General features: G+C 68.2%; 21 protein-coding genes and 1 pseudogene. 17 read left to right on the top strand and 5 right to left on the bottom strand.

The features are described 5' to 3' along the window. The 11 genes from fdx (at position 1) to D103_RS0102585 (ending at position 10,748) form a co-directional block, all read left to right on the top strand. Positions 1-339: an ISC system 2Fe-2S type ferredoxin gene (gene fdx, locus D103_RS0102635; protein ID WP_018866823.1), complete on the top strand. Its 339-nt coding sequence runs from the start codon at positions 1-3 to the stop codon at positions 337-339. Between the two features lie 14 nt (positions 340-353). Further along, complete coding sequence (gene iscX, locus D103_RS0102630; protein ID WP_018866822.1) at positions 354-557, top strand: Fe-S cluster assembly protein IscX; 204 nt, start codon at positions 354-356, stop codon at positions 555-557. Positions 558-991: 434 nt separating this feature from the next. Further along, a complete protein-coding gene (gene ndk / locus D103_RS0102625; protein WP_017942415.1) occupies positions 992-1,423 on the top strand; it encodes a nucleoside-diphosphate kinase in 432 nt (143 codons plus the stop codon). Positions 1,424-1,536: 113 nt separating this feature from the next. Then, positions 1,537-2,670: a bifunctional tRNA (adenosine(37)-C2)-methyltransferase TrmG/ribosomal RNA large subunit methyltransferase RlmN gene (locus D103_RS0102620; RefSeq protein WP_018866821.1), complete on the top strand. Its 1,134-nt coding sequence runs from the start codon at positions 1,537-1,539 to the stop codon at positions 2,668-2,670. Beyond that, entirely contained in the window at positions 2,667-3,437 is a 771-nt protein-coding gene (gene pilW, locus D103_RS0102615; RefSeq protein ID WP_018875724.1) for a type IV pilus biogenesis/stability protein PilW, read from the top strand. Before D103_RS0102620 ends, pilW begins: the two co-directional genes overlap by 4 nt. Next, the gene (locus D103_RS0102610; protein WP_018875723.1) at positions 3,434-4,615 is read left to right on the top strand and encodes a helix-turn-helix domain-containing protein; all 1,182 of its coding nucleotides are present in this window, start codon (positions 3,434-3,436) and stop codon (positions 4,613-4,615) included. The genes pilW and D103_RS0102610 overlap by 4 nt, the downstream gene beginning before the upstream one ends. Positions 4,616-4,659: 44 nt before the next feature. Further along, positions 4,660-5,940: a histidine--tRNA ligase gene (gene hisS / locus D103_RS0102605; RefSeq protein WP_018875722.1), complete on the top strand. Its 1,281-nt coding sequence runs from the start codon at positions 4,660-4,662 to the stop codon at positions 5,938-5,940. A 37-nt stretch (positions 5,941-5,977) separates the two neighbouring features. Further along, positions 5,978-6,592, top strand: coding sequence for a tetratricopeptide repeat protein (locus D103_RS0102600; RefSeq protein WP_018866817.1), 615 nt, complete (start codon positions 5,978-5,980; stop codon positions 6,590-6,592). Positions 6,593-6,879: 287 nt separating this feature from the next. Continuing rightward, complete coding sequence (bamB, locus tag D103_RS0102595; protein ID WP_018875721.1) at positions 6,880-8,040, top strand: outer membrane protein assembly factor BamB; 1,161 nt, start codon at positions 6,880-6,882, stop codon at positions 8,038-8,040. A 49-nt stretch (positions 8,041-8,089) separates the two neighbouring features. After that, on the top strand, positions 8,090-9,550 hold the full coding sequence (gene der, locus D103_RS0102590; protein ID WP_018875720.1) for a ribosome biogenesis GTPase Der: 1,461 nt from the start codon (positions 8,090-8,092) through the stop codon (positions 9,548-9,550). Between the two features lie 7 nt (positions 9,551-9,557). Continuing rightward, positions 9,558-10,748: an aminotransferase class I/II-fold pyridoxal phosphate-dependent enzyme gene (locus D103_RS0102585; protein ID WP_018875719.1), complete on the top strand. Its 1,191-nt coding sequence runs from the start codon at positions 9,558-9,560 to the stop codon at positions 10,746-10,748. Positions 10,749-10,764: 16 nt separating this feature from the next. Here D103_RS0102585 and D103_RS0102580 read toward each other — a convergent pair whose 3' ends face one another. Then, on the bottom strand, positions 10,765-12,156 hold the full coding sequence (locus tag D103_RS0102580) for a sodium-dependent transporter (protein ID WP_018875718.1): 1,392 nt from the start codon (positions 12,154-12,156) through the stop codon (positions 10,765-10,767). A gap of 15 nt (positions 12,157-12,171) precedes the next feature. Next, positions 12,172-13,809, bottom strand: a complete 1,638-nt coding sequence (locus D103_RS0102575; protein ID WP_018866812.1) for an alpha-D-glucose phosphate-specific phosphoglucomutase — start codon at positions 13,807-13,809, stop codon at positions 12,172-12,174. A 114-nt stretch (positions 13,810-13,923) separates the two neighbouring features. Between D103_RS0102575 and D103_RS0102570 the strand changes: the two genes are divergently transcribed. Continuing rightward, the gene (locus tag D103_RS0102570; protein WP_018875717.1) at positions 13,924-14,406 is read left to right on the top strand and encodes a DUF1249 domain-containing protein; all 483 of its coding nucleotides are present in this window, start codon (positions 13,924-13,926) and stop codon (positions 14,404-14,406) included. A 26-nt stretch (positions 14,407-14,432) separates the two neighbouring features. On the opposite strand, the gene D103_RS0102565 is transcribed toward D103_RS0102570, so the two are convergent. Together D103_RS0102565 and D103_RS0102560 are read right to left on the bottom strand one after the other, a co-directional pair. Next, positions 14,433-16,574, bottom strand: a complete 2,142-nt coding sequence (locus tag D103_RS0102565) for an EAL domain-containing protein (protein WP_018875716.1) — start codon at positions 16,572-16,574, stop codon at positions 14,433-14,435. Positions 16,575-16,589: 15 nt separating this feature from the next. Then, complete coding sequence (locus tag D103_RS0102560) at positions 16,590-18,722, bottom strand: HDOD domain-containing protein (RefSeq protein ID WP_018866809.1); 2,133 nt, start codon at positions 18,720-18,722, stop codon at positions 16,590-16,592. A 231-nt stretch (positions 18,723-18,953) separates the two neighbouring features. Here D103_RS0102560 and D103_RS0102555 point away from each other — a divergent pair, with 231 nt between their 5' ends. After that, on the top strand, positions 18,954-20,402 hold the full coding sequence (locus tag D103_RS0102555) for a MinD/ParA family protein (RefSeq protein WP_018875715.1): 1,449 nt from the start codon (positions 18,954-18,956) through the stop codon (positions 20,400-20,402). A 16-nt stretch (positions 20,403-20,418) separates the two neighbouring features. Here the strand turns inward: D103_RS0102555 and D103_RS13665 are convergent. After that, positions 20,419-20,538: pseudogene (locus D103_RS13665) on the bottom strand (PLDc N-terminal domain-containing protein); the annotation flags it as partial. Positions 20,539-21,079: 541 nt separating this feature from the next. Between D103_RS13665 and D103_RS0102545 the strand changes: the two are divergent. The 4 genes from D103_RS0102545 to D103_RS0102530 all read left to right on the top strand — a co-directional run bounded on the left by D103_RS0102545 (position 21,080) and on the right by D103_RS0102530 (position 24,877). Then, positions 21,080-21,529, top strand: coding sequence for a YaiI/YqxD family protein (locus D103_RS0102545; protein ID WP_018866806.1), 450 nt, complete (start codon positions 21,080-21,082; stop codon positions 21,527-21,529). 391 nt (positions 21,530-21,920) lie between these two features. Beyond that, positions 21,921-22,265 carry a hypothetical protein gene (locus tag D103_RS0102540; protein WP_018875714.1) on the top strand — a complete coding sequence of 115 codons (345 nt, stop codon included), beginning with the start codon at positions 21,921-21,923 and terminating at the stop codon, positions 22,263-22,265. Between the two features lie 44 nt (positions 22,266-22,309). Continuing rightward, positions 22,310-22,636 (top strand): non-heme iron oxygenase ferredoxin subunit, encoded by a 327-nt coding sequence (locus tag D103_RS0102535; RefSeq protein WP_018875713.1) that lies wholly within the window; start codon positions 22,310-22,312, stop codon positions 22,634-22,636. A 270-nt stretch (positions 22,637-22,906) separates the two neighbouring features. After that, positions 22,907-24,877 (top strand): DUF1631 family protein, encoded by a 1,971-nt coding sequence (locus D103_RS0102530; protein ID WP_018875712.1) that lies wholly within the window; start codon positions 22,907-22,909, stop codon positions 24,875-24,877. Positions 24,878-24,887 lie beyond the last annotated feature (10 nt).

The raw sequence follows: 24,887 nt of genomic DNA, 5'->3' as shown, positions 1-24,887 counted from the left end.
ATGCCCCAGGTAATCTTTCTGCCCCACGAGGAAATCTGCCCGGAGGGGGCCTCCATCGAGGCCGAGCCGGGCATCAGCATCTGCGATCTCGCCCTGAAAAACGGGATCGAGATCGAACACGCCTGCGAGAAGTCCTGTGCCTGCACGACCTGCCACGTCTACGTGCGCGAGGGGCTGGACAGTCTGGAGGAGGCCACCGAGGACGAAGAGGACATGCTCGACAAGGCCTGGGGCCTGGAGCCGGACTCGCGGCTGTCCTGTCAGGCGATCGTCGCGGACACGGACCTCGTGGTGGAACTGCCGAAGTACACTATCAATCAGGTCTCCGAGAACCACTGAGCGAGGGAAAGGCGATGAAGTGGACCGATACCCAGGAAATCGCGATGCAGCTGGCCGACGAACACCCGGACGTCGACCCGCGCAACATCAACTTCGTGGACCTGCGCCAGTGGGTGATGAACCTGCCGGACTTCGACGATGACCCCAACCGCTCCGGCGAGCGCATCCTCGAGGCGATCCAGGCCGCCTGGATGGACGAGGCCGACGTCGACGACTGACCGGGCGCTTCGGCGTTCAAGGGCGTTTATTCACCACGAAGCTCACGAAGGCACGAAGAAATTCAAGGGCGAAACCCTTTTCCACCACTGAGAACACAGAGGACACAGAGAAGGGAAGTGCGTTGAAGCACCATCCGCTTTCGGGTTTGGTTGACGCCCCAGCCCAGTACTTTGGTGTTTTTCATCCATTGGCTCCGTGTCCTCCGAGAACTCCGTGGTTCAACCGACCTTGACCTTCTTCGTGCCTTCGTGTGCTTCGTGGTGAAATCGGGGTTTGCGGCGGTGGATTGCCGTGGGCGTGGGAGGTCGCTAGACTACGCGCCGCACGTTGTGTCCGCGTCGTTTTGCGTTGGGAACCCGCCGTACGGCGGGTTCTCGCGTTTACAGACGGGCCCGGCGAATGACATCCATCCAAGTAGCAGGAGAGCCGCCCCATGGCCGTTGAACGCACCCTTTCCATCATCAAGCCCGACGCCGTTGCCAAGAACGCGATCGGCGACATCATCGGCCGCTTCGAGAAGGCCGGCCTGAAGGTCGTTGGCGCGCGCATGATGCACCTGAGCCGCGAACAGGCCGAAGGCTTCTACGACGTGCACAAGGAGCGCCCGTTCTTCAACGATCTGGTTGAGTTCATGATCTCCGGCCCGGTGCTGGTTCAGGTCCTCGAAGGCGAAGACGCCATCGCCAAGAACCGCGACATCATGGGCGCGACCAACCCGAAGGAAGCGGCCCCGGGCACCATCCGCGCCGATTTCGCCGTATCCATCGACGAGAACGCCGTGCACGGCTCCGATGCCCCGGAGACCGCCGAGCGCGAGATCGCCTTCTTCTTCGGTGACGACGGCGTCTGCCCGCGCACCCGCTAAGACGGTCCGCACCGCATGTGCTGCGGGGCCCGGTTGCACCGCGCGCCGGGCCCCGTAGGCAGGCATCCCTTCGGCACAGTACACTAGGGGACTTGAGCCAACCGGTCCCTGATATGGCAAGCGCATCCTCCACCCCCCTGAATCTGCTGGGCTACAGCCACCAACAGCTTGTCGAGCTGCTGGCGCAGTGGGGTGAACCGCGTTTTCGTGCCACCCAGCTCGTCAAGTGGATCCATCAGCGCGGGGTCACCGACTTCGAGCAGATGACCGACGTCTCGCGCAAGCTGCGCGAGCGCCTGGCGCGCGAGACCGAGATCCGCGTCCCCGAGATCGGGCTGGAAAAGGCCTCCGCCGACGGCACCGTCAAGTGGGTGCTGCGGCTCCCCGACGGCAATGCCATCGAGACCGTCTTCATCCCCGAGGGCGGGCGCGGCACGCTGTGCATCTCCTCCCAGGTCGGCTGCGCGCTCGACTGCACCTTCTGTTCCACCGCTCAGCAGGGTTTCAACCGCAACCTGACCAGCGCCGAGATCATCGGCCAGGTGTGGCTGGCCATGCAGCGCCTGCCGGCGCCGGAAGGGCGCAAGCGGGCGGTGAGCAACGTGGTGCTGATGGGGATGGGCGAGCCGCTGGCCAACTTCGACGCGGTCGTGCCGGCCTGCCAGCTCATGACCGACGACAACGCCTACGGCCTGAGCCGGCGGCGCGTGACCCTGTCCACTTCCGGTCTGGTGCCGGCGCTGGATCGTCTGAGCGAACACACGGATGTCGCGCTGGCCGTCAGTCTGCACGCGCCGAATGATGCGCTGCGCGACCGTCTAGTGCCGATCAACCGCAAGTACCCGATCGCCGAGCTGCTGGACAGCTGTCGCCGCTATGTGGAGGCGACCGATGCCCACAGCGGCGTGACCTTCGAATACGTGCTGCTGGCCGGGGTCAACGACCAGCCGGAACATGCCAACGAGCTCGCCGGACTGTTGCGCGGTATTCCCGGCAAGATCAACCTGATCCCGTTCAATCCGTTCCCGGGGGCCCCGTTCGACCGCCCGCGGGAGGCCGATGTGCTGGCCTTTGAACGACGGCTGCAAAAGGCCGGCTACGTCACCACCGTGCGGCGTACCCGCGGGGATGACATCGATGCCGCCTGCGGCCAGCTGGTGGGCCAGGTCGAGGACCGTACCAATCGCGGGATGCGCATGTTCCGCCTGCACGCCGAATTGCCACAGACGGATCGGAGGGCTTCATGACGGGACGCGCGGGTTGGCGCCTCGCCGCGGCGTTGGCGCTGGCGCTGGTGCTGGGGGGCTGTGCCGCCACGGCCGACCGGCCGGTATCCGGCGAGCGCGAGGAGGCCGCCGAGGTGCACGCCGAGCTCGGGATCGGGTATCTGCGCGAGGGCGAGTTCGAACAGGCCGAACGCAACCTGCGTCGGGCGCTGGACTATGACCCCGGCGATGCCCTGGCCAATATCGGCATGGCCGCGGTCCTCGAGCGCAAGGGCCAGCTGGATCGCGCCGAGGAACATTACCGCCGGGCCCTGCGCCGTGACGAGGGCAACCCCTTCGCCCAGACCAACCTGGGGGCGTTGTTGTGCAGCCGCGAGGAATTCGACGAGGCGCAGGCCCTGTTCGCGCGCGCCATCGACAATCCGGATTATGACCGCCGCGACATCGCCTACATGAACTCCGGCGTCTGCCACGCCGATGCGGGCGATACCGAGCAGGCGGAGCGCCAGCTCCGTCAGGCGCTGGAGATCAATCCCGGCTATCCCCGCGCGCTGCTGGAGATGGCCCGGCTGACCTACCAGGACGGCCGGCCGATGCAGACCCGCGCCTTCCTGCAGCGGCTGGACAGCCAGGGCATCGAGAGCGCCGAGACCCTTCTGTTGTGCTACCAGGCCGAAACCGCGCTGGGGAACAGCCGCGCGGCCAATGCTTGTGCCGAGCGCCTGAGCCGTCAGCATCCGGACAGCGACGAGATGACCGAGTTGCGGCGTCTGGAGCGTGAAGGATGAGTGATCCGCGCGACAAGGAACCGGACCTGGGGCGGGTCGAGGACGTTGACGATTCGACCACCAACGTCGCCCCCCTGCGTACCGAGGGGAGCGACCCGGACCCCGAGCCGTCGTTCTCGGCCGCGCACGGCCTGACCACGCGCGACCGGCCCGCCGAGGCCGAGGCAGAGACGCCCGGGGGCGAGAACGAGCCCGGTGCGAGTCTGCGCCGTGCCCGCGAGGCCGCGGGCCTCGATACCGCGACCCTGGCCAGTCGGATCCACCTCGGGCGCGGCACACTGGAAGATCTCGAGGCCAATCGCTTTCATCACATGCCGCCGGCCTACGTACGCGGGTACCTGCGCTCCTGTGCCCGCGAGCTGGGGGTGGACGCGGGACCCTGGATCCAGTCGTTCGAACAGCACGGGCTGGTGGATCCCGAGCTGCAGGCGGTCGCGACTCCCTCGGCGCGGGCACGCCGGCGCCGCCGCAGCCGCGGGATCTACTGGCTGGCACTGTTGCTGCTTGTGGCCCTGCTGGGGCTCGGGGGCTATGCCTGGAACGAGCGCACGGGCGCGCTCGGCCTGCCGTCCATCAACCTTGGGGATGCCCGGGAAGCTGTACAGGGGCTTGCGGATCCGGCGCTGACGGACGAAGAACCGGCCGGGGTGCCGGATGGTGAAGCCGCGCCCCCGGAAGCGCTCCCGACCGAGGGCGGAGCGGAGGATAGCGCGGCGGCCGAGGCCGCCGAAGCCGAGCCCATCGAGTCGGGCGAGGGTACCCCTGACACTGGCATCGAGGATGGCCAGACCCTCGCGATCACGCCCGAGTCCCTGACCGAGCGTGTGGCCGTGCCGGAGGAACCGGTCACGCCCGAGGTCGCGTCCGAGATGGCCTCGCTGCCGGAGGCCGAAGCCCCGGCCGAGACGTCGCCGGCCCCGGCGGACACCGCAGGGGGCGCCGAGCTGGTGCTGGAGTTCTCCGAAACCTCCTGGGTGGAGATCCGCGACGCCGCTGACGAGGTCGTCCTGACCGGCGTTCTCAGTTCGGGGGATCGCGAGACGCTGCGCCTGGAATTGCCAGGCCGTGTGATCCTCGGCAACGCCGAGGGGGTCTCGCTGACACTGGATGGCACGCCCGTCGATCTCGAGCCGCATATTCGGAGCGACCGCACCGCGCGCTTCGACCTGGAAGGCTGACGCGGGATCTGCCCGCGCGGCCATCACGTACAAGAAAAGACATCATGAAAGCGATCAAGTCGATCCGCGGGATGCACGACATCCTGCCCGAGTCCGTTCACGTCTGGCAGCACCTGGAAGACACGCTGCGCGAGGTCCTGGAGGGCTACGGCTACCATGAAATCCGCATGCCGATCGTCGAGGCGACCGAGCTGTTCAAGCGTTCCATCGGGGATGTCACGGACATCGTCGAGAAGGAGATGTACACCTTCGATGACCGCAACGGCGACAGCCTGAGCCTGCGCCCCGAGGGCACGGCCAGTTGCGTGCGCGCGGGGATCCAGCACGGGCTGCTGCACAACCAGGTGCAGCGGCTGTGGTATCTGGGGCCGATGTTCCGCCACGAGCGGCCGCAGAAGGGGCGCTACCGCCAGTTCCACCAGGTCGGGGTCGAGGTCTTCGGTCTGCCGGGGCCGGATGTGGACGCCGAGATGCTGGCGATGACCGCGCGCCTGTGGCGCATGCTGGGGCTGGCCAACGTGCGCCTGGAGCTGAACACCCTGGGGACGCCGGAAAGCCGCCGCCGGTACCGCGACCATCTGATCGCCTATTTCGAACAGCACCGGGAGGCCCTGGACGAGGAGGCGCAGCGTCGGCTCTACGACAACCCGATGCGCATCCTCGACAGCAAGCACCCAGAGACCCGTGCGATCGTCGCCAACGCCCCCAGCCTGATGGACGACCTCGACGAGGCCTCCCGTGCCCATTTCGATGCCCTGTGCGCGCACCTCGATGCGCTGGGCATCCCCTACGAGCACAATCCGCGACTGGTGCGCGGGCTCGATTACTATACGCACACCGTGTTCGAGTGGATCACCGACGATCTCGGTGCCCAGGGCACGGTCTGCGCCGGGGGCCGGTACGATGGCCTGGTCGAGCAGCTGGGGGGGCGCGGGACCCCGGCCATCGGCATGGCCATGGGCCTGGAGCGCCTGGTGGCGTTGCTGGAGGCCCGCGAGGAGGCCCCCGCCGCGCCCGGACCCGATGCCTACCTGATCGTCGGGGGCGACGAACTGGTGGGGCCGGCGCTGCAACTGGCCGAGGCGCTGCGTGGCGAGCTGCCCGGCTTGCGCCTGGTCCAGCACTGTGGCGGCGGCAGCTTCAAGTCGCAGATGAAGCGGGCCGATCGCCTCGGCGCCCACTACGCCCTGGTCCTCGGGAGTGACGAGCACGCCGCGGGCACCGTGACGGTGAAGCCGTTAAGATCGCAGGGCGGCGAGCAGGTAGCCGTGGAGCGTGCCGCACTGGCCGATCATCTCCGTACAGCGCTGGCGCAGCGGTCGTAACCGCGCCAGCGCGGATCCAGCAAGAACAAGGAACAGCATGAGCGATCTCACCGACGAAGAAAAAGCCGAACGCATCAAACAGTGGTGGGCGGACAACGGCCTTGCGATCGTGGCCGGCCTGGTCCTCGGGGTCGCCGGCCTGTTCGGCTGGAACTGGTGGAGCGACCGCGAGGAAACCCGTGCCCAGGCGGCCTCGGAGATGTATCAGGCCCTGCAGGTGGCCGGCCAGACCGGGCAGACCGACCGCGCCCAGGAACTGGCCGATGCGATCATCGAGCAGGGCCGGGGCACGCCATACCGCGCGCTGGCCTGGGTCTACCGCGCGGATGTCGCCATCGCCCAGGACGATCACGACACGGCGATCAGCGCCCTGCAGGCCGCGCGCGACGCGGCCCCCGATCGGGGCTACCGCGAGGTGCTGACCCTGCGTCTCGCGCGCCAGATGATCCTGGCCGAGCGTCTGGACGACGCCGAGACCACCCTCGCGGATGTGCGCAGTGAGGCCTTCAACGGCCTGAAGCGCGAGCTGCAGGGCGATCTCGCCCGTGCTCGCGGCGATCGCGAGGGCGCCCGGGAACATTACGAGGCGGCCCTGGACGCGGGCCACAGCCCCGAATACCTGCGCCTGAAATACGAAGAGCTTTCCGTTTGAATGAGGGGGGCGGAGTCTGTCGGACTTGGAACTGATCGGCTGCGCGCGTGGGAGAACGGCCCCTTTTCCGCTCTCTCTCGTTACATTGTGCCCATCATGCGCCCGAGAGGCCGAAAAAATGGACTCGCTCTCCCGCCACGCTCGCGACGATCGCCCGAATCCGACAGACTCCTGGGCCGCCCGTCGTTCGCGCGCACCCGCGACACGAACGCGAGTGCGTACATAAACTTTTGTTTCCCTAGAGGATCTGTCGCCCGATGTCAGTGCCTTACCTTGCAAGTCCGGCCATGCGTCTGCTGATTGCCGGCGCCCTGATCCTGTCCCTCAGCGCCTGCGGGCTGTGGCAGCGTGATACCACCGAGCCCCCGGCCGAACTGCCGGAGTTCGAGGCGGAAGGACAGCCGGAACGGCTGTGGTCGCGCTCGGTGGGCAGCGGCGGCGAGCGTTTCCTGTGGCAGGTCTACCCGGGGATCACCGACGACCTTGTGGTGATGACCGACGCCGGCGGACGTGTCTCCGGGCTGAATCCGGAGAGTGGCAGCCAGCGCTGGCAGGTGCGCCTGGACGACGCCCGAGTCTCGGCCGGTGTCGGGGTTGGCGCAGACCTCGCGGTGGTTGGGACCCTGGACGGCTACGCGATCGGCTTGGACCTGGAAGGGGGCGGGGAACGCTGGCGCGCCGTGCTGTCCAGCGAGGTGCTGGCAGTCTCGGACGTCGCTGGCGGGCTGGTGGTCGTGCGCACCAATGACGGCCGTCTGCATGCGCTGGACGCCGCCTCGGGCGCGACCCAGTGGACCGCGCTGCGGACCACGCCCTCGCTGAGCCTGCGCGGCGCCCAGCGCCCGCAGATCACCTCCGGGCGTGTGCTGGCCGGTTTCGACAACGGGCGCCTGCTGATGCTGGGGCTTAATCGCGGCAATGTCCTGTGGGAGACCACGCTGGGCATCCCCAGTGGTCGCACCGAGGTCGAGCGCATGGTGGACGTGGACGGCCATATCCCGCTGTATCGCGGTGCGGCCATTGCCGCGAGCTATCAGGGCCGGCTGGCCGCGCTGGATCTGAATTCCGGCGAGCTCTTCTGGACCCGCGATTTCTCGTCCTACCAGGGCGCGGACGTGGACACCGACTCCGACGTGCTGGTGGTGACCGATGCCGAGAGCCACGTGTGGGGCCTGCAGCCGCGCAGTGGCGGCGACCTGTGGCAGATGGACGGGCTGCGCCTGCGCGGGGTCACGGCGCCGGTCGTGGTGGGACCGCATGCGATCGTCGGCGATTACGAGGGCTACCTGCACTGGATCGATCTCGAGGACGGCCGCATCGTCGCGCGGCTGCGCGCGAGCTCGGGTTCCGTGGTGACTCGCCCGACGCTGGTCAACGGGACGCTGTACGTGGTGACCGACAACGGGCAACTGACCGCGGTGAACCCCGCGATCCGGGGCGCCGAGTGAGCCCGCTTAGGCCAGCCGGCTCTGGGTACCGCGGGGGTCGGGAACGCCGATGATCCCGGTGATCGCGCTGGTCGGGCGGCCGAATGTCGGCAAGTCCACCCTGTTCAATCAGCTCACGCGCTCGCGTGATGCCCTGGTGGCCGATGTCGCGGGGCTCACGCGGGATCGCCAGTACGGCATTGGCAAGGTGGGCGACTTCCCCTACCTGGTGGTGGACACCGGTGGCCTGTCGGGCGAGGGCGCGGAGATGGACCGCGCGATGGCCGAGCAGACTCGGCGCGCGGTGGCCGAGGCCGATCACGTGCTGTTCCTGGTGGACGCCCGCGATGGCCTGACGCCGCAGGACCAGGCCATCGCCGACCAGCTGCGGGCGGCCGGCGTGAAGGCCCGGGTGGTGGTGAACAAGACCGACGGCCTGGATGCCGACTCGGTCAGTGCCGAGTTCTACGCGCTGGGCCTGGGTTCGATCACCGCCATCGCGGCCGCCCACGGCCGCGGTGTGCAGGGCCTGATGCAGGGCGTGCGCAAGGACGTGGCGGCGGCGCGCCGCGCGGCGCTGGACGCCGGTGGCGATGAGGCCGGCGAAGAGGTGTCCAGCGACGGGCTCGACGAGGCCTCGCAGCAGGCGGCCCTGGACGACTGGCCGGGCATCCGCGTGGCGATTGTCGGGCGCCCCAACGTCGGCAAGTCGACCCTGGTCAATCGTATTCTCGGTGACGAGCGCGTGGTGGCCACCGATGTCGCCGGGACCACCCGCGACAGCATCTTCGTACCCTTCGAGCGTGACGGCACCGACTACACCCTGATCGATACCGCCGGTGTGCGGCGCCGGGCGCGGGTGCACGAGGTGATCGAGAAATTCAGCGTGATCAAGACGCTGCAGGCCATCGAGGCCGCGCACGTGGTGATCCTGGTGGTCGATGCCCAGTCCGGGCTGTCGGACCAGGATTCGCACCTGCTGGGCATGGTGATCGAGGCAGGGCGCGCGCTGGTGCTGGCGGTCAACAAGTGGGACGGCATGGAGGACCATGCGCGCGAGCGCATCCGGGACGAGCTGGACCGCCGCCTGGGCTTTGTCGACTTCGCCCGCATGCGCCTGATCTCCGCACTGCACGGCACCAATGTCGGGCACCTGCTGGACGATGTGCGCGAGGCGCATGCCAGCGCCTTTCGCAAGGTCTCCACGCCGGAACTTACGCGCCTGCTCGAGGCCGCGGTGGCGGAGCATGCGCCGCCCATGGTCAGCGGCCGCCGGATCAAGCTGCGCTACGCCCATCAGGGCGGGCAGAATCCGCCGGTGATCGTGGTCCACGGCAACCAGACCGATTCCCTGCCGGGCAGCTACAAGCGCTACCTGGAAAACTTCTTCCGCAAGCACCTCAAGCTGGTCGGGACGCCCCTGCGCCTGGAGTTCCGGTCCGGTCGCAATCCGTATGCCGGCCGGCGCAACAAGCTGACTCCGCGGCAGCAGCAAAAGCGCAAGCGCCTGATGCGGCACGTGCGCCGCTGAGTCCAGGATGACCTCGGCGCCTCTCGCCAGCCCGGCCCATGACCCGGACCTGTCGGCATTCGCCAGGGTGGTCGAGCCGTTCCGCGTGATGGACATCCTCGCCTGGGCCCAGGAGGCCGAGCGCAACGGGCGCGATATCATCCATCTGGAGGTCGGGGAGCCGGACTTCCCGACGCCGCCTCCGGTGATTGCCGCCGGTCGTGCGGCGCTGGCCGCCGGGGATACGCGCTACACCCCCGCCCACGGGACCCGCGCGCTGCGCGAGGCACTGGCCGCCGACTACCATCGGCGCCACGGTGCCGATGTGGATCCCGAGCGGATCGTGATCACGGCGGGCGCGTCGGCGGCGATCCTGCTGGCCCTGGCCGCCGGGGTGAACCCGGGCGAGGAGGTCCTGCTGCCAGACCCGGGCTACGCCTGCAACCGGCAGTTCGTCGCCGCGCGTGGCGCGATGCCCGTGGGCCTGCCGGTGCACGCCGAGGATGCCTTCCAGCCGACGCCCGAGGCCATCGCCGGGGCATGGCACGCGAACACCCGGGCGGTGCTGCTGGGTTCCCCGGCGAACCCGACCGGGACCTGCCTGTCGCGCGAACGCCTGACCGCGATCGTCGAGGTCGTGCGCGAACGCGGCGGGCTGGTGATCATGGACGAGATCTACGCCCAGATCGTCTTTGACCGCCCCGAGCCCAGTGCCGCGGCTGGCTTCCCGGACGTGGTGGTGATCAATTCCTTCTCCAAGTACTTCGCGATGACCGGCTGGCGCCTGGGCTGGATGGTGGTGCCGGAGACCTGGGTGGACCCGGTGCGTCGCCTGGCGCAGAACCTGTTCGTGGCCCCGGCCACGATGGCCCAGACGGCGGCACTGGAGGCCTTCACGCCGGCGACCGAGGCGCTGCTGCAGACGCAGGTGCGCGAGCTGGAACAGCGGCGCGATGTGCTCCTGGACGCGCTGCCGGGGCTCGGGCTCGAGGTCCAGGCGCGTCCGGAAGGGGCGTTCTACATCTATGCCGACTGTACCGCCCACGGAGCGGACTCCGAGGCGCTTTGCGCACGCATTCTCGACCAGGCCGGCGTGGCCCTGACGCCAGGTACGGATTTCAGTCCGACCCGGGGGCGAGATTACCTGCGGATCGCCTATACCCAGTCCGAGAGCCGACTGCGCGAGGCCGTGGAGAGACTGCAGACCCTGCTGGGTTAGTTACCCCAGTATTTCCCTAAAGGCGGGGCAGGTGGCTGCCGAAGGACGAGAGCTGCCAGAACAGCAGCAGGAGTGCGGCGGGGGCCACGAAACGCAGGGTCCAGCGCCAGGTGGCCAGGACAAGCGGCCGGTGCGGCAGCTCCTGCGCCGCGATGTGCGCCGGGACCACCCAGCCTGCGAACACCGCGATCATCAGCCCGGAAAGGGGCAGCAGGATATTGATCGAGGTGTGTTCCAGCAGGTGGTAAAGCGTTGGCAGTTCGCGCCCAAGTAGCGTGATATCGATCTGCGCCCATTCCGCCCCGCTGAAGGAAAAAATGGTGATCAGACTGCAGGCCCCGATGCTCAGCGTGGCCGTAAGGGACGCCCACCAGTGTCCAAGCCCGAAACGTTCGTGGAGCAGGTGCACGAAGACCTGAACGCCGGTGATCATCGTGCCGAAGGCGGCAAGGCCCAGCATGACGAAGAACAGCACGGTCAGGAGCGCGCCGGCCGGGATCGCGCTGAGCGCCAGGGGCAGGGCTTCGAACATCAGGGCGGGGCCGGCCGTGGGATCGAGATCGAAGGCGAATACAACGGGAAAGATCGCGAGCCCCGCGGTCAGGGCAATCAGGGTGTCCGCGATTGCGATGCCGGCGGCGGTGCCGCCGATCGAGATCTCCTGTGGCAGGTAGGCCCCGAACATCATCAGCACGCCGGCCGCGAGGGTCATGGTAAAGAAGGCATGGCCGACGGCGATCAGCAGGCTGCGCGGCTCCAGTGCCGCGAAATCGGGCCAAAACATGAAGGCGGCCGCGCTGCGGACGTCGCCGATCCACAGGCCGCTGGCCATTGCCAGCAACAACAGCGCGAACAGCAGGGGCATCAGGACGCTGACGCTGCGTTCCAGGCCGCCGCGCAGCCCCAGGCCGAGGATCAGAAAGGTGGCACCGATCCCGAAGGCCGTCCACGACAGCATTCCGCTGGCCGAGGTGGTGGTGGCCACGAAGACCGCCCGTACCTGTTCGCCATCGGCCTGGGAAAAGGCCCCGGCCGCCGCCTGCGGGATGTAGGAAAACACCCACCCCGCCACCACCACATAAAAGCCCATGATCACGAATGACGCTAGGATCCCGATCCAGCCCACCATCTGCCAGCCATCGTGCGCCCGGCTCTCGCGGGCTACGGCCAGCGCCGCATAGCCCGGTGACCGGCGCCCGCGCCGGCCGATCATGACCTCGGCCATCATGACCGGGATACCGATTACGGCAATCGCCGCGAGGTAGACCAGCAGGAACGCACCCCCGCCGTTCTCGCCCAGGATATAGGGGAACTTCCAGATGTTGCCCAGGCCGACGGCCGAGGCAGTGGCGGCCAGCACGAAGGCATAGGCGTGCCGCCAGCGGATGCGGGTGGCGGTGATATCCATGCCGCGCGGGCCCGGTCAGGTGATGACGTCGGGTTTCTCGCGGCGGGTCAGGCCGGGGATGTCGCCGAGCCGGGAGGCGGCCTCGATCAGCGGACGCAGCAGTTCCTGCGGGTCGGCATCGAGGTGTTCCGGATGGGTCTCGTGCTGCTCGATGTACAGGCGCAGCGTGGCGCCCTCGGTGCCGGTGCCGGACAGCCGGAAGACGATGCGGGCACCGCTCTCGAACAGCACGCGCAGGCCCTGGTGCTCGGTCAGGCTGTTGTCCACCGGGTCGCGGTAGGCGAAGTCGTCCGCGCGCGCCACGCGCATGCCGGCCAGGGATTGCCCCGGCAGCACCGAGAGCTGTTCGCGGATGCGTGCCATCACCTGTTCGGCGCGGTCGCTCTCCACGGCCTCGTAGTCGTGCCGGGTGTAGTAATGGCGTCCGTACTGGCGCCAGTGATCGCGCACGATCTCCTCCACCGACTGGCGCCGGGCCGCCAGCAGGTTGAGCCAGAACAGCACGGCCCACAGGCCGTCCTTTTCGCGCACGTGGTCGGAACTGGTGCCGAAACTTTCCTCGCCGCACAGCCGGATGCGTCCGTCGTCCAGCAGGTTGCCGAAGAATTTCCAGCCGGTCGGGGTCTCGAAGCAGGGGAGGTCCAGCTTTGTGGCGACCACGTCTACGGCCTGACTGGTAGGCATGCTGCGCGCCACGCCCTTCAGGCCGTCGGCAAATGCCGGGATGTGGTGGGCGTTGGCCGCCATGATCGCGAGGCTGTCCGAAGGCGTGACGAAGAAATGCCGGCCGAGGATCATATTGCGGTCGCCGTCACCGTCCGAGGCGGCGCCAAAATCCGGGGCATCGCGGCCGTACAGGGCCTCGCGCAGCTCCCGCGCGTGCGACAGGTTCGGGTCCGGGTGGCGGCCCCCAAAGTCGGCCAGCGGCTCGGCGCGCAGGATGGTCTCGGCCGGGGCCCCCAGGCGGTTGACCAGGATCTCCTCGGCATACGGGCCGGTCACGGCATGCATGGCATCGAAGCGCATGCGGAAGTGATCGGAGCGCAGGAGTTCGCCGATGCGCTCGAAGTCGAACAGGGTGGCCATGTAATCGGCATAGGTCCCGACCGGATCGACCACCTCGACGGCCATGTCGCCCAGCTGTCCAGCGTGCAGGTGATCGATGTCCACGTGCTCGGTGCCATTGGCGATGCGGTAGTGCTGGATGCGGGTGCTCTGCTCGAAGATGGCGTCGGTCACCGAGGGCGGAGCGGGGCCGCCGTTGGCGGTGTTGAGCTTGACCCCGAAATCGCCCTCCGGGCCTCCCGGGTTGTGCGAGGCAGACAGGATCAGGGCGCCCGTCGCCCCGCGCGAGCGGATGAGGTGCGATGCGGCCGGGGTCGACAGGAGGCCGGCGTGCCCCACGGCGACCTTCTTCACACCGTTGGCCAGGGCCATGCGCAGGATCAGCTGGATCGCCTCGCGGTTGTGGAAGCGCCCGTCGCCACCCAGGAGCAGTTCGCCGTCCTTCAGGTCGGGACAGGCGTCGAAGATGCTCTGGATGTAGTTCTCGAGGTAGTGCGGCTGGCGGAACTGGCGGACGCGCTTCCGCAGGCCGGAGGTGCCGGGCTTCTGGTCGGAAAAGGGCCGGGTGGTGACGACGCTTATGTCCATGGGGTCGCGGATCCTTGTTGGTCGATTCGAAGGTACCAAAAACCCCGGGGGGTGTCCCGCCTGGCACTACTGGCGCTCGCGGCGAAGCCGCCCTGGCCTGTTAGACTGCGCGACATGTTGCTGGAGCGTCAGACCCCGTCCCACCTGGAACCCAGGCCCGAGAGCTTCGCGGCACTGATGGAGATGTACGAGGAGAACTACCTCGCGCTGCGCCGTCTGTGTCCCGAACTCGAGCGGCAGCCGGTGCGTTCGGTCTCGCGGGTGGCGGGCGCGCTGGATCTGTACCTGGAGGTGCTGGAGCGCACCCGCTATACCACCACGCTGCACCTCACCTACCGGTTCGATCATCAGGGTGAACGCCGCGAGCAGCCAGACATGCGCGTGCGCCTGTTCCATGACGCGCGCCAGGCCGAGGTGCTGGAGCTGCACTGCCGGAGCATCGGGGACGGTGCCGTCCCGGAGATGCTGAGCGGCCACCCGGGCCTGGTCTGTCGCTGGCGGCACAACCGGTTCCTGTACAAGTGGCTGCGCTACTGCCTGCGCCAGGGGCACCGCTTCCTGGCGGATACCGAGTCGCAGGTGGCCGCGGTCGAGTAGGTCGAGCAGGCGGTCGTGGTCGCGGCCTACTGACAGGCTACGGGCCGGGGCGCGATCGCGTCGTTCTCCAGCAGGCGGTGCAGCGGGGCGGGCTGACCGAACAGGAAGCCCTGCATCATCGGACACTCCAGCTTGCGCAGGTAATCGCGGTGGGCGTCGGTCTCCACCCCCTCGGCCACGATATTCATGTTCAGGCCGCGCGCCATGGAGATGATCGCGTTGACGATGCAGGCCTCGTCCTCGCGGCAGATGGTCTGCGTGAAGCTGCGATCGATCTTGAGGGTATGGATCGGCAGCTTCTGAAGGTAGCTGAGGGACGAGTAGCCGGTGCCGAAGTCGTCCACCGCGATCTGCACGCCGGCGGCCCCCAGCCGGTTCAGTTTGTGCACCGTGTCCGGGGTGTCGCTCATCAGCAGGTTCTCGGTGATCTCCACCTCCAGCAGATCGGGCGGGAAGCCGGCCTCGCCCAGGATGCCCAGGAAGTCCTCGACGAAATCGTCGCGCTCCACCAGTACGGGGGAGAGGTTCACGGCCAAATGTAGTTCCGGATAGCCCGCCTGCATGTGCTGCTGCACCTCGCGAATGGCGGTGCGCAGGGTCAGGCGGTCGAGATCCACGATCAGGCGGGTGTCCTCGGCGACCGGGATGAACTCGGCCGGGCCCAGCAGCCCCAGTTGCGGGTGGTCCCAGCGAATCAGCGCCTCGACGCCGACCATTTGCCCGGTTTCCGTGTCGACCTGAGGCTGATAGAGGATATGGAACTCGTCGCGCTCCAGGGCGCGGCGCATGTCCTGTTCCAGCTGCAGCCGGCGCGGGGGGTGGCCGCCCATGTCCGGGCTGTACACGCGCACCCCGGTCTTGCCGGTACTTTTTTCGCGGTACATCGCGATGTCCGCGTTCTTGATCAGGGCCTCGAGGTTGTCGCCGGCATCCGGGTAGATTGCGATGCCGATGCTGGCGCCGACGAACAGTTCGTGGTCGCCGATCTGGAACGGGGCCTGCAGGCTCTCCAGGATCTTCTCGGCCACCTGGATGGCGGACTCGCTGCTGGCCAGACCCGGTATCAGCAGGGTGAACTCGTCGCCGCCGAAGCGCGACAGCGTGTCCCCCTTGCGGATGCAGCCCTGCAGGCGCTGCGCCACGCCCTGCAGCAGGCGGTCGCCGACCGTGTGCCCGAGCGAGTCGTTGATCACCTTGAAGCGGTTCAGGTCGATAAACAGCACGGCTAGTTGCGTGCCGGAGCGATGGGCGTGGGAAATAGCCACATCCACGCGGTCGCGGAACAGGGCGCGGTTGGGCAGGCGAGTGAGCAGGTCGTGGTAGGCCTGGAAGTTGATGAAGGCCTCGGATTCCTTGCGCTCGGTGATGTCGCGGGCGGTGCCGTAGGTCAGCGCCTCATGCCGGCCCTCGGCGTTTTCGTCCCCGGCCCCGTTGGGCCACACCGCGACCTCGAAGAAGTGCCGGGTGTGGGACGGGCGCGCCGGTTTCAGGGCGAGTTCGACGGAGCGGATATGGGCCTGGCGGCGGGTGGCCTGTTCGAAAAAATACGCGGCCTTGTCGCGGTCCTCGGGTTCGACCAGGTCCAGGATGGAGGACTCGAGCAGGTCCTGACGGGCATAGCCCAGCAGTTCGTGGACGCGGGAGTTCACGAAACGGAAGCGGTGTTCCGCATCCAGCACGAACACGATGTCGGGCGAATTGTTCACGATCATGCGGTGCAGGCGTTCGGATTTCTCCAGACGCGCGCGCATGGCGCGGTTGGCGTCTTCCAGCGCCTTGTGCTGCAGCGCGTTGCGTACGGTCGCCAGAAGTTCGGCCGGTTCGTAGGGTTTTTTCAGATAGTCGTGCGCGCCCTCGCGCAGGGCCCCGGCGACGTCCTCCACGGTGCTGTTGCCGCTCACCACCACGGTCAGGGTTTCCAGGCCGGCGGCCTGCATGAAGCGCAGGACATCGAGACCGTCGAGTTCCGGCATGGCGAGATCGAGCAGCAGCAGGTCATAGTGCTTTTCGCGCAGGGCCTCGATGGCGGCGCCGCCACCCGGGGCGGTGCGTACGGGATAGCCTTCCAGACTCAGCAGGCCCCGCAGGCTTTCGAGCAGGCCGGGATCGTCATCGGCGATCAGGATGCGGACGGACTGCGGGTCGATCGGCGTGTCGCGGTCGGTCATCAAGGCCTCAGGGCGTCATGATTGCGTCATCCCTGATGCGTCCGCTGTCCCCTGTGTGACCAAGGGCAGGGTGATTTCGAAGCGCGTCCCGGCGCTTGTGCTGGTGAAGGTGAAGCCCGCACCGATCTCCTCGGTCAGGCGCTTGACGATGCTGAGCCCGAGGCCGGCATGGCCCGGCCCCTTGCTGGACGCCACCGGCGCAAACGCGGCGGCCTGGACCGCCGGTGGCAGGCCGGGTCCCTTGTCGGTGACCGACAAGGGCACTACGCGGCGGCCGTTGACCGTGGTCGGGGCGCGGGTGGCGATACTGATCTCGCCACCGTTCTCCTGCGCCTCCGCGGCGTTCTTCAGCAGGTTGGTCAGGATCTGGCGCAGGTGATCCGCCGACACGGACAGCGGCGGGTCCGACGGGCTGAGGTCCAGGTGGAGCTGGATGCCCCGGGTCCGGCACAGGGATCCGTCGACGATGTCCGCGACCTGGCGCACCAGTGCGTTCAGCGAGCCCGGTCCGGTCTCTCCGGTCGCGGCGGCCTCCGGATCGCGCAGGCGCAGCAGGATGCGCCCGACCCGGTCGATCTCGTCCTTGATGAGGCCCAGCTCGTGGCGGGCCTCGTGCTCCGCGCCCAGCTTGTGGTGCAGCACGCCCAGGTAGTTCTGGATGATGCTGAGCGGGTTGCCGGCCTCGTGCACGGTCTCGCGGATGCGCTGTTCGGTAGCGTCCGTGTCTCGGGGCTCGGGGCGGGGCTGCGTCAGGGCGCGTGCGATCTCGCGGGTCAGGGAGCGGATGAAGTCGCTGCGGGGTTCCAGGCCCTCCGCCTGGCCGTGCGTCAGCCCGAGGATCAGCACGCCGGCGGGCTGCTGACCCTCGGCCAGCAGCGGAAAGCTCCACAGGCGTTCCGCCTCGCACAGGCGGAACAGCTGCTGGTCGATCACCGGGAGGCCGGCGGCGTTTTCCTCCTCGTGACGCAGGATTTCGCGGTCCAGCAGGGTGTCGGTGACCAGGCTGCGCCCGGGCAGCAGCGGCAGGGTGAAATCGGGTGTCTCGTCATCCTCTACCCAGGCGGAGACCGACTGCTGGTCGTCGTCGACCAGAAACAGCAGGCTCTGGCTCACGCCCAGGGTCAAAAACAGGGTGCGCCGCGCGGCCAGGCAGCGGTCCTGCAGGCGGGTCGCGCGGGCCATCTCCGCGTTGATCCGTTCCAGTTCGGTGAGGTCCCGTACCCGTGCCCCAAGGGCGCGTTCGGCTGCCCGGTCGTTCGATTCCGGCCCGTCCTGCGTCTCTGGACCCGGCGCGGGGGCGTCGAGATCGATCTCCAGCGAGCCGGCGATGCGCCGGACATCTTCGGCCACCCGTTCGCGCAGGGCCCGTGCCAGACCCTCGTTCAGGCCGAACAGCGTGTCGGCGGCGGCCAGCGCCGTTTCGTTGCAGGTGGCCTCGGTGCTGGCCGCGAGGGTGGCCGGAAGGCACGCCATGGCATGTGCCAGGTTCACCAGCTTCACCAGGTGGTGGGCATCGCGCACGCGTTCGGCCGGCTCCAGGTGGTAGCGCACGGCATCGGCCACGAAAGGGCCGAGGCCCCAGGTCTCCAGGCAATCACCGCCCAGCTCGCCGTAGTGGCACCCGAAGCTGTCGCGTTCCAGGGCCACCAGGTGCGGGTCATCCTCCGCCGCCTGCAGCAGGGGCCAGTAGTGGCCCTCGTCTCCGGCAAGCCGGATCAGGCGGCCGATGTCGATCAGCAACCCGGCCAGGTAGGCCTCTTCCGGGCGGGGGTAGCGGGTCAGGGTCGCGAGGACCTGGGCGAGGCTGGCGGTGGTCAGGGCGCGGCGCCAGATCACACGCAGGTAGCTGCGATGCCGGGGTGCGAACTCGCCGAACAGCTGCTGGATCGCCGCGGTGAGGGCCAGGCTGCGCACCGTGTCCAGGCCCAGGCTGAACAGGGCGCGGTCGATGGTGCGGCAGGGCGAGCCGCGGTAGTAGAAGGGGGAGTTGGCGGCCTGCAGCAGGCGGCCGGACATCCCGGCGTCCTGCAGGATGGCGCGGGCGAGGGACTGGAAATCGGCTTCATCTGCCTGGGTGGCATCGAGAACGGGGATCAGCGCCTGGGGCAGGCTGGGTAATGCGTCCGTTGCCGTGTTGACCCTCGCCATGCTGTTCCCCGGAGACGCTGTAGCCGACCCGCCGTCTCAGTTGCCCGAACCGCGAACCCGGTGTTGGCACCGTGTGGCGCCTGCGCGCCGTGCCGCTCATGATAACCGACTATACTGTGCGGTATTCGGACACGCTACCGGACGGGGTAGACCGGCCGTGAGTTCGCCGTCATCCTTTACCGATCAGGGTTTCCTTAATCCATGCCGATGAGTGCCATGCAGGGAGCCGCAATGTCCGATCGCAGTGCCTCGGCGGATTCCCGATCCGCAGCGGTGGCGCGGCCACGGGTCCTGGCCGTGGCCAGCGGCAAGGGTGGCGTGGGCAAGTCCAGCCTCGCGGTTAACCTCGGGATTACCCTGGCGCGCCGGGGGCGGCGGGTGTGCATCCTCGACGGCGACACCGGGCTGGCCAACGTCAACATCCTGCTGGGGCTGCGTCCGCAACGGGGGCTGCCCGAGGTGCTGGCCGGGGAATGCGGCATCGAGGAGATCCTCCTGGAAGGGCCCCATGGCCTGCGGATCATCCCGGGCGCCAGTGGCATCCGCGAGTACGCCGAGCTCTCCGAGGCCCACCAGCAGCGCCTGGTCACGGAGCTGGCGCGCATCGAATCGGATTTCGACGACCTGTTGCTGGACACCGCCGCCGGCATCGGCGACACCACGCTGGACTTCCTCGCGGCCAGCCATCAGGTCCTGCTGGTGCTCACCCCGGAGCCGACCTCCCTGACGGACGCCTTCTCCCTGCTGAAACTCGCCTTGCGCCGGCAGGCGCTGGATGTACGGGTGGTCGTCAACATGGTCGCGGACGTTGCCGAGGCGCGCAGCGTGTTCCAGCGCTTCGGCAACGCGGTGGAAAAATACCTGCATACGCGGGTCGATTTCCTGGGTTTCGTCCAGCGCGACGAGAGTCTGCGTACGGCGGTCACCCTGCAGCACCCGGTCGCGCTGTTTGCCGAGGGCGATCCGTCGTTCCGCCCGTTTCAGCGCCTGGCCAACGCGCTGGACGACGACCCGCCGCAGGGGCCCGACGCGGCCTTCAGCCGCTTCTGGCGCGGGCGGCTCGAGGAGTCTCCACCCGCTCCCCGATCCGCTGTCGGTTCCGCCGAGGATCACGGATTCGAAGCCACGGCCCAGCCGGCAACGGCGGTCCAGGAAGCTGTGGATTCCCCGGCCGGCGAGACGCCCCCGCCGGAGGTGGATGCCGACGAGGGCCTGGACCCGTTGCGCCGGGCCTTCGAGACCGCGCTGGAGGTGGCGGACCCGGAAGCCCTGGCCGAGGTCCTGAACACCCTCCACGAGCAGTACCGGGCGCGCACGGGGCGACCGGCCATCAAGGGGGTTGAGCCTTCGGTCGATGCGCCGTCGGAAGAGGCGGCCAGCCCCGAGGTTGCGGAGGATGTCGCGTTGGGTGAGGCGCTGGGCCCCGCCGATCCGCCGAGCCCGCGCGCCCCTGCGGAGCGGGATGCCGTTCCGGCTGCCGATACGCGGACGTCCGACCCGCCACCGGACTTCGGCTGGCGTGCTGCGGACCCGGACCCGGGTATCCCGGGGCGGCAGCGGACATCCCGTGCCCCGGGCTTTGATCACGAGCGGTTCGGATCCCAGGATGCGCTGCTTGCGCGGCTCCGCGAACTGGAGGGCCGGGACGTAGACCTGGCGGAGTTTCTGCTCCGCCTGTGAAGGGCGCGACGGGCGCCTATCGTGGGCCCAGCAGCAGCCAGGCGATCAGCCCCAGAAGCGGCAGGAACAGCAGGATCAGGATCCACAGCAACTTGACGACCGGGCCGGCGGGGCTTTGCGCGGTGCGCACGATGGCTTAGGGAAACACTGATCAATGCACACACTCGCGTTGGCACCCCAGGTTTTCCGAGACAAGGCGCGGTGCGCAGCGGGTAGTGGTTCTACCCGCAAGTGGCGCAACGCAGGATCGGGGAACCCGGGGTGCCAACCCCACAAGCCATTGACAGCAGGGGCTCGGCCGCTTTTGCGCGCGAACGGCATTGCGGTTCCCTTGTGCAGAATGACTGCACGGCAGTCACCGCGCCTTGTTCCCACGCAAAAGCGACTCGAGCGCGAGTGTGTGCATTGATCAGTGTTTCCCTAAATTACGATCAGCAGCCAGATCAAACCCAGAATGCCGGTAACTATCGATGCCCATGGGATGCTCCTTGCGGGTTGGATGCGTGGCTCGACCGGAACGCACGCCCTGTTTGAAGGCAGGAGCAGGTATCTCCTGTTCAGGTCCCTGATAGCACGGGGCTTGTGCGGGTGCCAATCCGGGCGGCGAAAAATGTGCCAGGCGCCGCGAACCGATACCCTGTGCCGCAACCGTCATTGAACGCCCCGGAAGGAGGCCCATGAAGATCTGGGTGGATGCGGACGCCTGTCCCGCTGTGATCAAGGAAATCCTGTTCCGCGCGGCGAAGCGGACCGGGACGCCGATGACCCTGGTGGCCAACCAGCCGATGCGCACGCCGCCGTCCAAGCTGATCGATTCCATCCAGGTGGGTGCCGGGTTCGACGTGGCCGACAACGAGATTGTCCGGCGCCTCGCGGCGGGCGACCTGGTCATCACGGCCGATATCCCGCTGGCCGCGGAGGTGATCGAGAAGGGCGGCCAGGCGCTCAATCCACGCGGCGAGCTCTATACCCGCGACAACATCCGCGAGCGCCTCAGCATGCGCGATTTCATGGACACCCTGCGCGGGAGCGGCGTGGATACCGGCGGTCCCGCGGCCCTGGGCCCTCGCGACCGCCAGGCCTTCGGCAACGCCCTGGACCGCTGGCTTGCCCAGCACGCCCGCTAACGCACGGCGCGCCGCAGTACCTAAACCCGCAGTTGCCGGATCAGCCTGAGGGTCTCCTCCGCCAGTTCCACCCAGTCTTCCCTTGGAGCGAGGTGTCGCCGTTCGTTCGGGTCCAGTGCCCCCGTGGCCTTCGGGCCGGCGCTCGACCGAGGCCGGGTCATTCGCGAGGGCGAGCGGGAGCGGTTCTGATGTGCCGAATTCATACGAGCGAGCGTCCCTGTCGGGTGCGTGTTCGGGTCGTCATTCCCGGGTAACGGCAGCGAACCGTCTCGCTTGAGCCTGTGATTCGCGGGTGAATCGGCACGACGAATGCCCCTTTCGTTAGGCTGTATGGAGAAGGATGCGGCATGCGCTGTGAGCGGAACCGGGAGAAACGATCGTGTGGAAGGGGATGAAGGCCCTGATTCTGGGGTTGGTAGCGTCAGCCTTGTTGGTAGCCTGCGGTGGCGAGCGCGTGGCGCCGGTAACGCTGGAGCAACTGGCGGCGTCGGCGCCGGCGTTTGACGGCGAGCTGGTGGAAACCGCGGGAGTGGTAAACCGCTTCGACGATCCCGAGCATTACTGGCTCGAGGACGACGCCATCAACCGGGTGGCGGTTACCCCCGGTTCGGCGGTCCGCGACCACCTGGGCGAGAACCTGCGCGTAGTCGGGCGCTTTTCCTATCACACGGAAGAAGGGCGGCGGATCGAGATCGACCCGGCCGCCACTGCGGCCCTGCGTGCATCCGCCCGTTGAACGAATCTGCTGCCTGAACCCCGGGTTTTGCCAAGGGAGACGCAATGACACATTGGATTGATGTAGCCCCGGTCGGGACGATCGAGGATGGAGACCATCGCCTGGTGGAGACGGCGGATACCGAGGTCGCCATCTTCAACCTCGGCGGCGAGTATTTCGCGGTGGAGAACCTCTGTACCCACGAGGATGTACCCATCGCCGACGGCGAGATCGACCCCGACGACTGCATTACCTGTCCGATGCACGATGCCCAGTTCTGTCTGCGCACCGGCGAGGTCATGGAGCCGCCGGCGGAAGAGCCGCTGACCCGGTTTCCCGTGCGCATCGAAGGCGACATGGTCCAGGTGGGCGCGCAGCCACTGGACGACTGAATCGGGCTAGGGAGAAGCTGATTTAATCGCGCGCAAAAGCGACTCGATCGCGAGCGTGTACCTTGATCAGTGTTTCCGTAGGATCGAGCCGGAAGCTGCCCCGGATGCTCTGCTTTTGCCGCGCCTGTACACTATTGGGTGCCTCACGTTGAACTTACGGGGGCAATCGCGCGGCTAGACGAGGGCACCCAAGCAATGGCAGGCACGGAGCAGAAAGGCCGGGAAGGCCCGGGGGCCGATCCAGCGAAGCTTTGGTCGGGACTGGCTGGATTGTCGGATGCGCAGCGCCAGCAACTGGCGCGTGGCATCGTTCCACGAGTGGCGGACCACCTCGACCGCTGCCTGGAGGCGATCGCCCGGGACTGGACCGCCGGCGGCAAGGATTCCGAAAGCAGCGAGTGGGCCAACCAGCTTCAGGGCTATCAGTTCGTGCTGCGCCGCCAGTTCGAGGAGGCCCTGGAACGGGACTTCCTGGCCACGACCTATCCCCCGAAGTACGAATTCTCCGGTTCCAGCTACGCGGGCGACAACTCCGGGTTGCAGATCCTGGACGATTACCAGTCCACCCGCCGCTCCCTGCGGCACAAGCTGGAAGGGCTTGTCCGCGAGCACAATCGCTATTCCTGGTTCGTCTTCCTGCAGGCGGCGCGCGAGGAGGATCGCTTCGAGCACCCCGGCTGGGCGCCGTGGTCGCCGCTGAACTGGTACGAGCGCCTGATCGAGACCGCCGAGGCCCAGTTCGGCCGTACCGACATGACCCTCGATCTGATGCGCGGGTATGTGCGCTGCCTGGGCAGCACCGCCGCGCCGACCCTGGCCTTCGTGGTCGAGACGGTGGAGTCCTGTGGGCTGGTCCGCGAGCCGGTTTCCGAGGAACCGGATGGCGATCTGGACCGGCCGGCGGCTCGCGCGAGCTGGGGCGCCGCCAGCGCCGAACCGGCCCCCGACGGCGCGGCGGCGCCCGCGACCGAGGCGGACGAGGCGGCCACTTCGGAAGCCGGCGCTGGCGTGGGCGTGGCGGCCCGCGCGCCGATGCCCGCGGCGGATGCGGCCCCGGAGGCCTGGCAGCAATGGGCGGCGTCCTCCGGCTGGCTGCTGGCCGCCGGCGGGGCGGGTATGGGCCCGGCGGCGGGCGCCGGTGGCTCGGCGGTCGAGGCCCCCCTGGAGGACGTCATCACGGGTGTGCTGGCGGGCGTGTTCGCCGAGGTGTCGCGCCAGCTCGAGTGCCATCCCGAGTTCCGCGCGATCATGCTGAAGCTGCAACCGCTGCTCGCGCGCGTGGTCAGCCGCGATCTCGAATTCTTCCACGACTCCGCCCACCCGCTGCGTGAATGGGTGGGCAGCCTGATCAACACCGGTGTGCGCATCAGCCCCGACAACGGCGCGGAGGATGCCGCGCTGGTCAAAGGCTATCTCGACGCGATGCGCCAGAGCGTCGAACGCCTGGAAAAGGAGGTCGATGTCCTCGATCGCGCCGGCGCACAGGCCCTGCGCGAGGAATGGGATACGGCCCTGGCGGAGCAGGACGCGCACTGGCAGGCGCAGGCGGACGCACTTGCCGAGCCGATGTGCCAGAAGGAGCGTGCCGCCCGGGCCCGACGCACCCTGACCGTATGCGTGCTGGAAACCGGTGCCGAGCTGCCGGAGCGCGCCGCCGAGCAGATCGCCGAGGCCTGGGAAGACCTGCTGGCCGTGGACGAGGCGGCCGTGCAGGTCCTGGACGCCGAGGTTCAGGAGGTGGTGCGGGCAATCTGCAACGGGGTCACCCCGCAGGAAGTCAATCCGCTGGTGCAGAAGATCGTCGCCACCGCCCGCGAGCATGGCGCCGACGAGGCGCGCATCAAGGCGGTGGTGCAGCACCTCGGGCAGGCGCACCTGCAGCGTATCCGTGCCGCGGCCGACGAGCCGCGCTTCGACCCGCAGGCACGCATCCAGGCGCGTCGCGCCACGCGCCTGGAGGACGACGACCCGGATCTGCTGACCGATCTCGACGACCCCTGGGTCTTCGATGCCAGCCGGATGCGCACCGGCGAGTGGTTCGAACTGGTGGACAAGGCCAGCGGGCAGCTGCACCGCATGGGCCTCGTGTGGCGCGGCGAGGCCACGCGCGGCTACCTCTTCCTGTCGCTCGACCAGGGCGCCAGCCGCCGCCATTCCCTGCAGGGCGTCGCGCAGGAGCTGCGCGAGGGCCGCATGCGCCCGCTGCCGACCGACAACCCGCTGGATGCGCTACTGGGCTGATTCGGATCCC

It is taken from the genome of Thioalkalivibrio sp. ALE31 (assembly GCF_000377405.1).
Lineage (GTDB): Bacteria > Pseudomonadota > Gammaproteobacteria > Ectothiorhodospirales > Ectothiorhodospiraceae > Thioalkalivibrio.
This window is presented reverse-complemented; position numbering and strand designations above follow the sequence as displayed.

Bases quoted from the DNA above. Each gene is read 5' to 3' on its own strand.
- fdx (WP_018866823.1), top strand. From the start codon at position 1: ATGCCCCAGGTAATCTTTCTGCCCCACGAGGAAATCTGCCCGGAGGGG.
- der (WP_018875720.1), top strand. From the start codon at position 8,090: ATGATCCCGGTGATCGCGCTGGTCGGGCGGCCGAATGTCGGCAAGTCC.
- D103_RS0102545 (WP_018866806.1), top strand. From the start codon at position 21,080: ATGAAGATCTGGGTGGATGCGGACGCCTGTCCCGCTGTGATCAAGGAA.
- D103_RS0102535 (WP_018875713.1), top strand. From the start codon at position 22,310: ATGACACATTGGATTGATGTAGCCCCGGTCGGGACGATCGAGGATGGA.
- iscX (WP_018866822.1), top strand. From the start codon at position 354: ATGAAGTGGACCGATACCCAGGAAATCGCGATGCAGCTGGCCGACGAA.
- pilW (WP_018875724.1), top strand. From the start codon at position 2,667: ATGACGGGACGCGCGGGTTGGCGCCTCGCCGCGGCGTTGGCGCTGGCG.
- ndk (WP_017942415.1), top strand. From the start codon at position 992: ATGGCCGTTGAACGCACCCTTTCCATCATCAAGCCCGACGCCGTTGCC.
- D103_RS0102570 (WP_018875717.1), top strand. From the start codon at position 13,924: ATGTTGCTGGAGCGTCAGACCCCGTCCCACCTGGAACCCAGGCCCGAG.
- D103_RS0102540 (WP_018875714.1), top strand. From the start codon at position 21,921: ATGAAGGCCCTGATTCTGGGGTTGGTAGCGTCAGCCTTGTTGGTAGCC.
- bamB (WP_018875721.1), top strand. From the start codon at position 6,880: ATGCGTCTGCTGATTGCCGGCGCCCTGATCCTGTCCCTCAGCGCCTGC.
- D103_RS0102610 (WP_018875723.1), top strand. From the start codon at position 3,434: ATGAGTGATCCGCGCGACAAGGAACCGGACCTGGGGCGGGTCGAGGAC.
- D103_RS0102575 (WP_018866812.1), bottom strand. From the start codon at position 13,809: ATGGACATAAGCGTCGTCACCACCCGGCCCTTTTCCGACCAGAAGCCC.
- D103_RS0102600 (WP_018866817.1), top strand. From the start codon at position 5,978: ATGAGCGATCTCACCGACGAAGAAAAAGCCGAACGCATCAAACAGTGG.
- hisS (WP_018875722.1), top strand. From the start codon at position 4,660: ATGAAAGCGATCAAGTCGATCCGCGGGATGCACGACATCCTGCCCGAG.
- D103_RS0102565 (WP_018875716.1), bottom strand. From the start codon at position 16,574: ATGACCGACCGCGACACGCCGATCGACCCGCAGTCCGTCCGCATCCTG.
- D103_RS0102560 (WP_018866809.1), bottom strand. From the start codon at position 18,722: ATGGCGAGGGTCAACACGGCAACGGACGCATTACCCAGCCTGCCCCAG.
- D103_RS0102585 (WP_018875719.1), top strand. From the start codon at position 9,558: ATGACCTCGGCGCCTCTCGCCAGCCCGGCCCATGACCCGGACCTGTCG.
- D103_RS0102620 (WP_018866821.1), top strand. From the start codon at position 1,537: ATGGCAAGCGCATCCTCCACCCCCCTGAATCTGCTGGGCTACAGCCAC.
- D103_RS0102555 (WP_018875715.1), top strand. From the start codon at position 18,954: ATGTCCGATCGCAGTGCCTCGGCGGATTCCCGATCCGCAGCGGTGGCG.
- D103_RS0102580 (WP_018875718.1), bottom strand. From the start codon at position 12,156: ATGGATATCACCGCCACCCGCATCCGCTGGCGGCACGCCTATGCCTTC.